This window comes from Brevibacterium sp. (assembly GCF_052105255.1).
In the GTDB taxonomy this organism is placed as follows: domain Bacteria; phylum Actinomycetota; class Actinomycetes; order Actinomycetales; family Brevibacteriaceae; genus Brevibacterium; species Brevibacterium linens_B.
In genome coordinates, this window is record NZ_JBQDYQ010000015.1 from 1 (window position 1) to 12951 (window position 12951).

11 protein-coding genes are annotated in these 12951 nt (G+C 65.6%); 4 read left to right on the forward strand and 7 right to left on the reverse strand.

The features are described 5' to 3' along the window. Positions 1–342 precede the first annotated feature (342 nt). Positions 343–855 carry a GtrA family protein gene (locus ACTIIH_RS06345; RefSeq protein ID WP_441091825.1) on the forward strand — a complete coding sequence of 171 codons (513 nt, stop codon included), beginning with the start codon at positions 343–345 and terminating at the stop codon, positions 853–855. 164 nt (positions 856–1019) lie between these two features. On the opposite strand, the gene ACTIIH_RS06350 is transcribed toward ACTIIH_RS06345, so the two are convergent. The 7 genes from ACTIIH_RS06350 to ACTIIH_RS06380 form a co-directional block, all read right to left on the reverse strand. Continuing rightward, positions 1020–2465, reverse strand: a complete 1446-nt coding sequence (locus tag ACTIIH_RS06350) for a DUF6716 putative glycosyltransferase (RefSeq protein ID WP_441451154.1) — start codon at positions 2463–2465, stop codon at positions 1020–1022. Then, on the reverse strand, positions 2452–3453 hold the full coding sequence (locus tag ACTIIH_RS06355; protein ID WP_441451155.1) for a hypothetical protein: 1002 nt from the start codon (positions 3451–3453) through the stop codon (positions 2452–2454). The genes ACTIIH_RS06350 and ACTIIH_RS06355 overlap by 14 nt, the downstream gene beginning before the upstream one ends. Next, the gene (locus ACTIIH_RS06360; protein ID WP_441451156.1) at positions 3450–4910 is read right to left on the reverse strand and encodes a polysialyltransferase family glycosyltransferase; all 1461 of its coding nucleotides are present in this window, start codon (positions 4908–4910) and stop codon (positions 3450–3452) included. Before ACTIIH_RS06360 ends, ACTIIH_RS06355 begins: the two co-directional genes overlap by 4 nt. Then, positions 4907–5902, reverse strand: coding sequence for a glycosyltransferase family 2 protein (locus ACTIIH_RS06365; protein WP_441451157.1), 996 nt, complete (start codon positions 5900–5902; stop codon positions 4907–4909). Before ACTIIH_RS06365 ends, ACTIIH_RS06360 begins: the two co-directional genes overlap by 4 nt. Before the next feature lie 114 nt (positions 5903–6016). Next, the gene (locus ACTIIH_RS06370) at positions 6017–6904 is read right to left on the reverse strand and encodes an N-acetylneuraminate synthase family protein (protein WP_441091820.1); all 888 of its coding nucleotides are present in this window, start codon (positions 6902–6904) and stop codon (positions 6017–6019) included. After that, positions 6901–8298, reverse strand: coding sequence for a cytidylyltransferase domain-containing protein (locus tag ACTIIH_RS06375; protein ID WP_441451158.1), 1398 nt, complete (start codon positions 8296–8298; stop codon positions 6901–6903). The genes ACTIIH_RS06370 and ACTIIH_RS06375 overlap by 4 nt, the downstream gene beginning before the upstream one ends. Before the next feature lie 356 nt (positions 8299–8654). Further along, positions 8655–10724 carry a dolichyl-phosphate-mannose--protein mannosyltransferase gene (locus ACTIIH_RS06380; RefSeq protein ID WP_441451159.1) on the reverse strand — a complete coding sequence of 690 codons (2070 nt, stop codon included), beginning with the start codon at positions 10722–10724 and terminating at the stop codon, positions 8655–8657. A gap of 212 nt (positions 10725–10936) precedes the next feature. Here ACTIIH_RS06380 and ACTIIH_RS06385 point away from each other — a divergent pair, with 212 nt between their 5' ends. From ACTIIH_RS06385 to ACTIIH_RS06395, 3 genes are all read left to right on the forward strand, one after another. Beyond that, complete coding sequence (locus tag ACTIIH_RS06385) at positions 10937–11674, forward strand: DUF4190 domain-containing protein (RefSeq protein WP_441451160.1); 738 nt, start codon at positions 10937–10939, stop codon at positions 11672–11674. 244 nt (positions 11675–11918) lie between these two features. Further along, positions 11919–12416: a DUF4190 domain-containing protein gene (locus ACTIIH_RS06390; RefSeq protein WP_441451161.1), complete on the forward strand. Its 498-nt coding sequence runs from the start codon at positions 11919–11921 to the stop codon at positions 12414–12416. A 94-nt stretch (positions 12417–12510) separates the two neighbouring features. Further along, the gene (locus ACTIIH_RS06395) at positions 12511–12945 is read left to right on the forward strand and encodes a DUF4190 domain-containing protein (protein ID WP_441091815.1); all 435 of its coding nucleotides are present in this window, start codon (positions 12511–12513) and stop codon (positions 12943–12945) included. The last annotated feature ends 6 nt before the right edge of the window (positions 12946–12951 follow it).

Here is a 12951-nt window from a genome sequence, read left to right on the forward strand (position 1 = left end):
ATGGGCCGGTCTACGGTCCAGTAGGGCCGACGATTCAGGATGACAAGCAATCAGAGGATCCTCACAGGCGGATGTCATAAATCGACGTATAACCGGGCGATCGTGACCAAGCACATACTCGCCGAGGTGGCCACGAGGCGTACGGGCCTCGCCCGCGGGGCGAGGCGGTCCTGGCCACCTCGCCGCTGTGCTGCGTCGTCGGGTATTCCCCGATCGTTCCGGCCGATCATTTCCGGTACACGTTCTGGCCGGCGCTCGCCGTCACCGTGGCGTTCGTCCTCTGGCTCGCCCAGCTCCGCATCCAGCGAGTCCGAAAGATCGGGCCATAGACTGAGCGCAGTTATGAAAGAGTCATTCTCGGTCCGTCTCCGGCGCCTGGCGGTGGAAGCCTTCAAGTTCCTCACCGTCGGCGGGCTCGGCTATATCGTCGACGTCGGCCTGTCGAACCTGTTGGCCTACGGACTCGGGCCGATCCCGGCTCTGCTCGAGGGCAGCCCGATCAAGTCGAAGATCGTCTCGACGATCCTCGCGATGGTCGTCGTGTGGCTCGGCAACAAGCTCTGGACCTACGGGGACCGGACCACGAGCTCGAACATGCGCGGCGTCGTCCTGTTCGTCGCGGTCAACCTCGCCGGCATGATCATCACCGTCATCCCACTCGGCGTGACCTGGTATCTGCTCGATATGCGCGACCAGCTCAGCTACAACGTCTCGACGAACGTCATCGGCATCGGATTGGCGATGGTCTTCCGGTTCTACGCCTACCGCACGTGGGTGTTCAAGGACGAAAACCCCGACACCGAGGTGGTCGTGCCCATGGCGGAATCGAGCCGAGTCCCCGACGACCGCGGCTGAGCCGATTCCTCCCGCGGCACCTCTGAAATTCAGGTCAGTATCGGATAGTTTTTGGGGGTCAGAAGTATCCGGTAGTGACCTATTCTCGGACGCGACTATCCGATAGTGACCGATTCTCGGGGAGCCGAGCGTCGGCGGTGGAGGTTTCTGCCCCTGCCGGGCGGTCAGCGGGTGCGACGCAGTTTGCGATAGGCGCTGACGACGGGGGCCGGGGTGACGGTGCGCAGCTCGGCGCGGAGGAGCATCCGCTTCTGCTTGAGCAGTGCGGCCCGCCGATTCGGCAGCTGACCGGCCCGCGCGCGGGTCGCCAGCAGCCCGAGATCGCGGCGCAGCTGACCGTCTTGCACGTGGAAGTAGTTCTCGGTCAGCCATTCCGGGTCTGGGAATCCGATTGACCCGGCAGCGACAGCGGCCAATGTGCCGGTGGCGCCGGAGCCTTCGAAGACCTCATTGAGCAGTCCGGCATCGAAGCCGAAGTCCGAGATGAGCAGGGTCGGAATGCCGCGATCGATGGATTCGAGTGCGGCCGTCGAGGACACGGTGACCAGGGCCGAGCCGTCGGTGAGGAAGTCGCTGAGGGGACCATAACCCAACTCGATGCGTGCCGCGCCGGGGACTTCGCGGGTGCGAAAGTCGTCGAGGATCTCGAAGTAGGAATGCTGCTCGTGGTGGGTCTCGAACTCACCGGGACGCGAGCGCATCTTGATCACTGCCGTCGACTCCGGGTGCCGGTCGGCGAATTCGGCCACGGCGGCGATGATCGCCTCGCGGTCGGCACGCTCGGCCGGGACCTTCGCCTGCGGAGCGAAGACGAGGGTGCGCGGGAGCGCAGGAGCGCCGGTCTGCGGGCCACCGACCGGGGATGGCGGGGAGGGCGGGGAGCCGACCGACGGCAGGGCCGCCTCGGCGATGGGGGATGCGGTCAGCTGCGGAATGCCCTCCGAGCGCAGCATCGGCAGGCGCGCCAACAGCACCTCGCAGGGCACCTGCGACCGCGCGCTCGCCTCGGTGTAGGCGGCCACTTCGGCGGAGGAATGGGCGATGAACGCATCCATCAGCCGGCGATAATTCATCCCCTTGCCGCTGGCCGGCAGGCCCATTCCGGGCAGCCCCGAGACCAACGCCGGCCGGTCGGTGCGGGTATGCGCGGTGAGGAAGACCTGGGCGACGATCGGGCCGGTGGCAGCGCCGAGGACGATATCGGGGGAGTGGTCGGCGATGACGCGGGCAAGGTCGGATCGGGCGATGACGGGCACCTCGCGGTGCTCCCAGTCGGTGCCGGCGACGGCGCTGACGATCTGCTCGTCGGTCGGCAGGATCGGGTTGTCGACGAGGAACACGCGTCCCTCGACATCCGGCAGGGACGACAGCAGCTGGGTCGCCCACTTGAGGTAGGACTCGCTGTCGGAGATCGAGAGAATGCGGATCGGGGCGAGCCCGGCCGATCGCCGAGGCGGCAGCACCGGTCCGTCCGGGTAGGTCGACTGCGACGACTGACCGTCCGCGCGGGTGCGCTCGGTCAGATGCGAAGGTCGCGGCGCGACGTCGGAGAGTGACGGCGGAAAGATCGGCCCACTGTAGTGGGGATCGCCTGGTTCAGGAATCGTCATCTGCCTTGACCGACTGGGCGTTGAGGGACTTTCGCAGACTATCGGGTGAGGCGCCGGTCCACCACTTCGCGGAGATCTCGGTGACATCGATCGTCACGTCCGGATTGAGCACGGCCAGGGACACCGCCGCGGTCGACGGCAGGCTGCGGATCGTCGAGTCCGGCGGCAGATTGATCAGCCGCAGCTCGATCGGCAGTCCGAGGTTCTTGATCCGCACCCGCTCATCACGGCCGAGGTCGGTGAGGAACTCCTCGGTCTCACGCCGGTGCGGATAATAGGTGATCGATCCGTGAGCGTCGATGATGTCATCGACCCAGGCCCGGTAGGCGAAGGCGTCGATGAGTCCGTCGGCGGCCAGGGACGAACCGATGACCGGGTTGTCCCGAGGGTGGCTGCCGCCGGTGGGCAGGGTCTGGAGGTGTTCGAACCGGTGGCGGGTGATCTCGCCGCCGGATCTGAGGAACGCCTTGCGCAGCGATTTGGCCACCGGCAGGGCGGTGTGCCAGCGCAGTTTGCCCACTGTCGCCAGGCCTCTGAGCCGGTCGGCGACGTGCGCGGCCATGACCGTGCGTGAGGCCTTGAGCTTCTGCCGAGGACGCACGAGGGGACCGCGTTTGGCCGTGAGGATCTCGATCGCCGAATACGTGGCCAGACCGTCGTCGAGGATGACGACCTCGGGCATGCGGCGCTCGAGATACGCCAGCGCCAAGGCTCTGTGCACCTGACCGGAGCAGGCATCGCCGAGGTAGATCCGATCGAAGGCCGTCTTGCGCAGCAGTCCCGGCTTCGCCCCGTCACGCTCGAGGCGGACGTTCTTCGGCAGCCAGGCCGGGTCGAAGGCGTCGAGGAAGGACGTCATGCCCTTCGCGTTCGCCCGAACCCGAATGAGCAGATCCTCTGCCGGCTCATGGGATTCGAGTGCAGAGAGGAACTGCAGAGGAGATTCGACGAAAGCGACGGCGCTCCGGCGCTTCTTCTTCGGTGTCACCGCTGTTGGATCCGTTTCATGATGCGTTGTTGTTTTCTCGCCACCGCTTTGATCACGAGCGTTCCCGACCGTCTGATCATCCGCTTCGGAGCGAACGCCTTCGTCGTGCTGCCCGGCAGAGCGAGCGCGGTGAGGCGGCGGCGTTTGAAATAGCGGCCGAACCGGTCGGCGGAATCGCCGCCCCCGGTGGGCTCGTCGAAGATTTCTGTGAGGAAGTCCGTCGCCGCGTCGCGCAGATCGTGCGACAGCGTCGGTGCCATGCAGTAGGTGACTGCCGCAAGCAGACGCGCCAGCTGCGGATGTGCGTCGGCTCTGCCCGGGGCGCTGCCGTCGCAGATCTCGGAGATGATCGTCAGTGGGATGCGGTTGCTGTTCTGGTAGGGAGCGATGGCTTCGAGCAGCAGATCCGTCCCCACGGCCAGGGCGGGCACCTGATAGATCTGGCGAGCAGTCATCAGTGCGGTCGAGAACCCGCCGACAATGAGGTCGGGAGACAGCCGATCGATGATGACCTCGGCCATGACGGGCAGGTCGAACAGCTGCAGTGTGATGCCGAGTCGTTGTGCCGCCTCGAACAGCGGTCCCGTCTGCGACGGCGGAGCGGCCGGGTGCGGTTTGAACACCACGACGTCCATTCCGCGCGCAGCGGCGGCCTCGATCATGTCGATGTGCAGCTGCGTCTCTTCCTCAGCGGTGATGAGTCCGAGCGCTGACAGATACTGGCCGACAACCAGTGCCCACGGACGGTTCTTCGACGGCGTGGAACCGAGCACGTCGCCCAACTCGTCCTCCAGCGCTTCGGCCGAATGCTCGCCGAGCTCGCGCACCACACCGGTGAACGACTCGACACCCAGTGGGCGGTGGACGATGCCGAATTCGCGGAGCAGCTTCGGCGAGATTCCCGGCACCAGCGGCAGATAATGCAGCACGGACATGCGCTGACCATTCGTCAGCGGAATCTGATTGCGGGTCGGGCCGAAGCTCATCAGGCCGTCGGCATGCACCCTGATCGTCGCCCGCGAGAACACTCGGGCGAGTGCAATGGCCGGGTTGACCTGGGGCGATTCGATCACGAGCTCGATCTCGTCGGTGTCGCCCAGCCCCCAGCGGCCACGCAGATACGATTCCACAACGGGCAGATCCGCATGATCGGGTCGCCACGACGACGGATGGACGTGCAGAGGCGCGAGCGCTTCGTTGAGATCGACGACCCGATCGAAACGGGCGACCAACGAGGCGGCCCCCGGCGAGTCGACGAAGGATTCCGAGAGCTCCATGACGACGGCATTGTTGCTGACCAGGAGGATTCGCTCGCTCGGAGCGGGAGCGTCCTCGGGCGTGAGACCCTCGGTTCCCATCAGCGCCGGAGCGGCCGGCCGGTCGTAGTCACCGCCGTCGATGCCGGCTGCCAGACAGACGAGCTCGAACAGGGTCGAGACCAGGAAGATCTGTTTCACTTCACCATCTCCAGCACCAGCGAAGGTGCGTCATTGAGGTAGCTGCTGACGTTGAGCTGCCGTCCCTGTTTCTGCAGAACGAATTCCTCACGCAGATACTCGGGCGGAATCTTCGCCGAAATCGTTCGCGCACCCCGCCTCAGCTGGTGCCGCAGCGACGCCGGGGACGCTGCGAAACGACTGATCTGATGGTCGAGGATGGCCAGCCAGTTGCGGATCGCCTTCGGCCACAGTCGGTCGGCGTCCGGTTCGGCGGCAACGAGGTCGAAGATCTGTCCGAAAGCGCGGATGAAATCCAGCTGTCGGATGTCGACGATCCGCGACAGAGACCCTGCCAGCCCGCGGCGATAGAGGATCCCCGGAGCATCGACGACGGCGAAGGACTCGGCCTGCAGGTGCAGCCGCCAGATCCAGGACCGGTCTTCGGCGGTCATGAAGTTCTCCGGGAAATGGAGGATGCCCTGTTCGAGCACCCTCCGGTGGAAGATGCCTGCCCACGCGAACGGATAGTCGACCATCGTCGATTCGTAGACGGGCAGGATCCCCACCTTGGGGTCCAACGGCACATCACGGACCGACATCGGCGCGAGTTTGCGCACCCGTTTGGTCCCCTCGACCGTCGTATGGTCGCAGCGGATGAAATCGACTCCGAGCCTATGTGCTGCGGCAAGCATCGAGGACAGATGGCCCGGAGCCAGCCAATCGTCCCCATCGAGGAAGATGATGTGTTCGCCCCGAGCCGATGCCAGACCCTTGTTCCGGGCATTGGCGAGTCCCGTTGCCTCGGGGTTGGTGAGCACTTCGAAATGGGGGAACCACGTGCTGAAAATCTCCAGCAGCTCTGGTGTCTCATCGCTCGATCCGTCGTTGACGAAGATCAGCTGAGTGCGGTCCCACACGGGCCCCTGCTGCCGCAGTGAGCGGAACAGTGTGCTCAGGTAGGGGGCACCATCTTTCGCGGGGATGATGATGCTCAAGTCGAAATCGGTCACGGTGCTTCTCCGGAAGGTGCGGTCAAGGTCGGATCAGCCGACCGTCGGTGGGGCGGACAGGGAAGAGCCACCTCGGCGGGGGAAGAACCTCGCCGAGGTGGCTTCGCCGATTGCTCAGGCCGTGACCTTGCGCAGCGAATCGATCTTCGATTCCTCGCCCGGCATGACGCGCTTGACTCCGTCGCCGAACGCGGTTTCGAGGACGCGGACGCCCTTGACGAGGGAGGCGAACTCGCGCGGTTCCATCGACGCGGACTGGTCGGATCCCCACATGGAGGAATCCAGGGTGATGTGACGTTCGATGGTCACGGCACCCAGTGCGGCGGCAGCGAACGAGATCTCGAGGCCGAGCTCGTGCCCGGAGTAGCCGACGGGAACTCCGTAGCGCTCGCGCATGGCCGGGATCGCCGTGAGGTTGACCTCTTCGGGAGGCAGCGGGTACGTGGAGGTGGCGTGCATGAGCACGAGCTTGTCCCGGTCGAAGACCTCGACGGCCTTGTCCAACGTCTCCCAGTCGGACATGCCCGAGGAGCACAGGACGGGCTTTCCTGTGGCGGCGATCGCGCGCAGCAGCTCGAAGTCCGTCAGCGAGGCCGAGGCCACCTTGTAGGTCAGCGCATCGAATTCGTTCTCGAGGAAGTCGACGGAGTCGGTGTCCCACGGGGAAGCGAACCACTGGAGTCCGACTTCCTTGGCGTAGCGGTCGATCTCGGTGTACTCATCGATGCCGAACTCGACGCGGTGCTTGTAGTCGATGTAGGTCATCTCGCCCCACGGGGTCGAGCGCATCTTCGACTTCTGGTGTTCGGGGACGGCCACCTCGGGGTTGCGCTTCTGGAACTTCACTGCCTGCGCACCGGCGGTGACGGCGACATCCATGAGCTGCTTGGCGATGTCGACGTCGCCGTTGTGGTTGATGCCGATCTCACCGATCATGTACACGGGCTGGTTCGGGCCGACGAGGTGCTCTCCGATGGCCACGGGGGCGAGTTGATCAGTCATGAAACCTGCTTTCGTATGGCACGCGAATTCTCCGCGCGGTGGGTGAACTGCGGCTGCTGCCGCAGTGAGGTCAGGGTCGGATTCGGAAGGGGGTCGGCCGCCTCGGCGGGGATGGGAATGAGGTCGCAGACCTCACGCACCGCACCCCGTCCGCCCGGTCGGTCGAGGATGACGCGGGCGGCGGCGAGGACTCGCGGGTGGGCGTCGGCGACGGCGACGGGCCAGCCGACGACGTCGAAGGCCTCGAGGTCGTTGATGTCGTTGCCGACGTAGGCGACGCGAGCCGGGTCGAGGTCGTTGGCGGTGATCCATGCGTCGAGGATGCTGGCCTTGTTGTCGATGCCCTGAGCGACGTCGACGCGCAGCTTCTCCGCCCGGCGGGTGACGACCGGGTTGCGTTCTTTCGACAGGATCATCACGGGCACCCCGGACCTCACGAGGCGGGAGATGCCCATACCGTCGCCGCGGTGGACGCGAACCTGTTCGTTTCCGTCCTCGTCGACATAGGCGCCGTCGTCGGTGTGGACGCCGTCGAAGTCGGTGACGAGAGCGTCGACGTCGATGACCTGGGCGGTCTCCTGAGTCGAGGCGATGGCGCGGACGAGGGAGAGGTCGGACATGTCGTCGATCTCGCGGGCGTGTTCGGGCGGGACCTCCTCGATGCCGATGCGGCCGAAGAAGCGGTGCTCGTGCTCGATGAGGCCGGGGGTGCGCATGACGTAGAACGCGCCGGTTTCATTGAAGTGCTTGGCACGGTCCTGGCGGCGCGGACGGAAGCTGGCTTCGTGTCCGACGGCCACGGCCCGAGTGTCGTCGTCGAGGCGCCACAGGAAGGAGTGGTCTTCGACGGCGGAGAAGACGACATCGGCGTGGTCATCACGGACCGTGCGCACTGCGTTCTCGATCGAGGCGTAGTCGATGAAGGGCGAGGTGCACTGCATGAATACGGTGATGTCGAAGTCCTCGTCGAGGGTCGACAGGGTGTGGATGAGTGCGGATTCGCTGGTGGCGGTGTCGCCGGCGATCTCGGCGGGGCGGTGGGCCACCTCGGCGCCGGCGCGCAGGGCTTCGGCTGCGATGCCGTCGTGGTCGGTCGAGACGATCACGCGATCGATGCTGGGGCTGGCCTGGGCGGCGTTGATGGCGCGGGCGAGCAGCGAGATTCCGGCGACCTTCTGCAGGTTCTTCAGCGGGATGCCCTTTGACCCTCCGCGCGCGGGAATGATCGCGACGGTGCGGTGGGGAGTGGGTGCGGTGGTTGCCGGGGCACTGCCTGCCGCTGGGGAGGTGTTTTCTGCCACCTGGTCCGCGGCCACGGTGGTGCGCGCATCCGGCTTCATTTCTGACTGAAACTCGGCTGCGTTGGGCCCGTAGGTCGTCGAATGGTCATTCACAATGACTTGACGCTAACGACGGGGTGTTACCTCAAGGTGAACACGCCATGTCGCCGAGGCGACCCTCCGATGGCGAACCCGTGACGGATGCACCGGTGGGCCGCGGGCGGTGGGTGCTGAGTGGGCAGAGCCGGTAAGAGCCTCATCGACTTTTGTGCAGGTGCGCGAAAACGTCTCATCGACTTTTGGACGGATAATCCCGTTCGAACATGAGTATCTGATCAAAAGTCGATGACGAGTGGAACAAAAGTCGATGACGCTCGGGACAAAAGCCGCTGACGCTCGGCGCGCAGCTGTCAGCGGCGTGGTGTGGCTGCGCCAGTGCGGGGGCGCAGGTGCGCGCCGACGTCAGCGACTCAGCGCCAGGTGATGTTCCACATGCGGTTGTTCCAGGCCGAGAACGGGATGACTTCGCCGGTGTAGATGGGCCAGAAGTAGGCGAATGCGAGGATCGCTGCGACGAGGAACAGGCCGACGCTCAGCCGCCTGGCAAACAGTGCCGTGGAGATCCGTGCGAATCGCTGCTTCGCTGCGGGCCTCGAGGGCGTTCGGTCGGTTGCCGACGCTGACGCTGCGGGCCTCGACGACGTTCGGTCGGCCGCCGACGCCGCAGCCGACGCTGACGCCGCGCGGCCCGCCGCCGGCAGATCGCCTCGGTGCTCGGCCACGTGCCCGGTCACGCTCGCTTGCCCGCCCCCGGGCGCTCGGCCATTTGCAGGCACCCGACCCCAGACGAGGGTCAGGCAGTACGTCACGGCCAGTACGACGAACGGCACCATGACGATGGTGTAGAAGGTGAAGATCGTCCGCTCCTGGTAGGCGAACCACGGCAGCCAGGTCGCGGCGAGGCCGGCGAGGATGACGGCCGGGCGGACGTCTCGGCGGATGATCCACACGACGAGGCAGACGAGCACAGCCAACGCGGCCAAGCCCCAGATCACAGGGTTGCCCACCGAGGTGATCGCCGACGAGCACTTCGCGACCGTGCACCCCATATCGCCCTTGTCGTAGGACTCGTAGTAGAACGACGTCGGCCGCCACTGCACGATCCAACCCCACGGGTTCGACATGTACGGATGTTCCGAGTCCAGCCCGACATGGAACGAGTACGCCGTGTAGTGATAGTGCGCCAGCGACGGCAACCAGTCCAACCACTCCGGTAACACACGCCACCAGCCGAAATGCTCCGCAGCCCACTGACGATCCCACGCATCGTCCGACCGGATCCACCCGGTCCAGCACGCCACATAGGTCACGAGCGCGATCGGCACGAGTTTGAAGAACGAGGGAATGCTGTCGCGGATGAACATGCCCAGCCACGGATGCACGACCCCGGCCCGATATCGCGAATGCACATCCCACAGGACGAGCAGAATCCCGAACGCCGCCAGTGCATACAGACCCGACCACTTCACCCCCGTAGCCAGGCCGAGACTGATCCCCGCGGCGAAGATCCAAGGACGCGCGCCGAGGCGGGGCCCGAAGTTGATCACGTCGCCGGACTTCGGGCGACGCCGACGTCGGGCTCGTGCGGTGGGCGGGGCCGCCTCGGTGACGGGGCCGGCGGAGATCGACTCGCTGAGCTCGGTCGGGAAGGTTCGGGGAACCTCGGATGGGGAGGATGGGGTGGAGACGGCCGCCTCGGTGGGGGTCGGTGGGGGAGTGGCAGCCGCCTCGGCGAGGGGATCTGAATTCTGCTGCGGGAGGGCCGGTGCGAAGCTGTCGATCTCCGCGGTGCTCTGGGTCCACGTGGCCAGGCGCTTAGTCACCTGCTCGCGGTCGAGGAGGATGAAGAAGAAGGCGAGGAGGACGAAGGCCATGAGCACGATGTCGAGCAGGCTCGTGCGGGAGTGGACGAAGTGCTCGCCGTCGATGGCGAGCAGGCCGGCGGCGACGCAGGCGAAGAATGCCGAGCGGAAGAGCTTCCACGCGATGACGCCGAGGAGGAAGATCGTCAGGGTGCCGATGATCGCCACGGTGAAGCGCCAGCCGAATGAGTCGTCGGCGCCGAAGAGGTCGATGCCCCACCCGATGAGCCATTTGCCTAGGGGCGGGTGGACGACGTATTCGGGGGTGGGTTCGATGACGCTGGGGTCGCCGGCGTTGAAGGAGTCGTCGGCGTTCTCGGGCCAGGAGCGTTCGTAGCCGAAGTTGAAGACCGAGTAGCCGTCCTTGACGTAGTAGGTCTCGTCGAAGATCAGGCGGTGTGGGAAGTCGAGGCGGAAGAAGCGCAGGACCGCACCGATTCCGGTGATGACGAGCAGAGCCGGCCACATCCACCGTGGTGCGCGGGTGGCCCACATGCCGGCGTGAAAGGTTTCGCGGCGCATCGCAGCGGCGCCGGCACGCACCTTTTCGCGTTTCCTCGCCAGGCGCTCGCGGGCGATGCGCCTGGTGGGGGCCGGGGAGTCTGCGGTGTATGTCATCGGAGTCCAGTTTAGAGATCTCCGCGGGCGGGGCTCTCATGCGACCCGCAGGGAGAGGCAGCGGTTGTTGGGGCGGGGTGGGGAGCGAGGGCGCGCCGGGTGGGTCGGCTCGGCATGAGGTTCGGCACCTTGAGCAGGATTCTTGGGCATTCAGGACCGCGTATCACTAGAGTAGTGGGAGACAGCCGGAGTCAGAGCGAATGGTGCACAACGTGTCGAACAACCCCAACTACCGCCCGAGCGATCCTCCCCAGGTCGGCTCGCAGCAGTTCAACAACAACTACGGGCCCCAGCCGCAGTACGGGCAGGGGCAGTCGGGCCAGTACGGATCCGGCGCAGGAGAGTCCGGATCGGGTCAGGGACAGTATGGGTCCGGCGCAGGGCAGTACGGGGCCGACGCGGGCCAGTATTCGCAGGGGCACTACTCGCAGGGACAGCCTTACGGGCAGCAGAACTCCTATGGACAGCCCGGCGCCTACGGTCAGCAGAACGCGTACGGGCAGTCAGGCGGATACAGCCAGCCGGGTGCGTACAGCCAGCCGAACGCCTACGACGCCTACAGCCAACAGGGTGCATACAGCCAGCCGATGACCTACGGCGCGCAGCCGGTCTTCGTCCGGCCCGCACCCAATAAGATGGCCGTGTGGTCGATGTGGATGGGCATCGCCGGAATCGGCGGCGGATTCGTCTGCGGTCTGCTGTCGATGATTCCGTTCATCGGCGTCATCTTCAGCATCATCGCGATGCTCCTGTGGATCGCACCGGTGCTCGCCGTGATCTTCGGCCACATCGGCCTCAACCAGATCAAGAACACCGGCGAAGACGGCCGTGGACAGGCGATCGCCGGGCTCATCATCGGCTACGTGACCATCGCCCTGGGGCTCATCATGGCGATCGTCATGATCGGCATCCTGGGCATCGGCTTCCTGGGCATGATGAGCAGCTACTGAGCCGCCCCTGGTGACCTCGGCGCCGCCCCGTGTGACCTCGGCGGACGGCCGAGGTCACGCGGGCACGGGACGGTCGGGCCGCCTCGGCGAGGGAATTCTGCAACCCGTGGTGCAGGACTGCAACACGATTCGGCCACCGTGCTCGCCGCAGGTGGGTAGCGTTGATCTCAGACATCGGGACATCCGTCGATCACGGCCCGAAACAGCACTGACGATCAACGACAGCCAGCGGAACGGAACGGACATGAACACTCGCGTACTGCCCCTCGGGAACACCTACACCGGGTCGAACGGTTCGGCCCACGCACCCGCAGCGGCCCACGCACCCGTGGCGGTCCACTCGCCCGCACCGGTTGACACTCCCGCACCGACTCGCACGCCTGCACCGAGCCACCCTCCGGCCCTGGTCCAGGCTCCGGTGACCTACGGCAACCGGGCACCGGTCGTCGTCTACCAGCAGGCGGCGCCGACGAACTCATCATCGATCGTCGCGCTGGTGCTCGGCCTCATTTCGTTCATCTCCTCGTTCTTCTTCCTCGGCATCGTCGGCATCATCTTCGGCCACATCGCCCGCTCGCAGATCAAAGCCCGCGGGGAACGCGGAAACGGGATGGCCGTGGCCGGGCTGTGGCTGAGCTACCTGAGCGTGCTCTTCTGGGTCGGATTCTGGCTGGTCTACTTCGGTGTAATCGCGCTCGTGATCGGCGCAGCGATCGCCGCCGGAGGCGGAACCGTCAGCTGACCGCCGGTCAACTGTGACTGACCTGTAACCGCCCCACCTTTTGCCGCCACCGACGACTCTGTACCGTTGAAGGCAACCACAAGGAGACCTCGCCATGAGCAGCCAGAACAACTGGAACAACCCGGACATGTACTACCAGCAGCCCCAGTCCAGCGCCGGCGGCTCATACGGTGCCCAGTCCTACAGTCAGAACAACGCCTACGCGGCCAACGCTCATTACGCCGGCGGACCCGGCTACGTCTACCAGCCGCTTCCGCCGACGAACGTGCTGGCCATCATCGGCATGTGCGTCTCGATCTTCGGCTTCATCTCGTCATTCTTCATCGCCGGGATCGCCGGCATCATCATGGGCCACATCGCGCGCAAACAGATCCGCGAACGCGGAGAACGCGGCGACGGCATGGCGATCGCGGCTCTGTGGGTCGGCTACATCGGCACCGCGCTGTGGGTCCTCTTCTGGGTTCTCTACGTCGGAGTCTTCGTCCTCATCTTCGGCGTGGCAATGGTCGGCGCAGGCTCAACCAGTTGAGTCTCG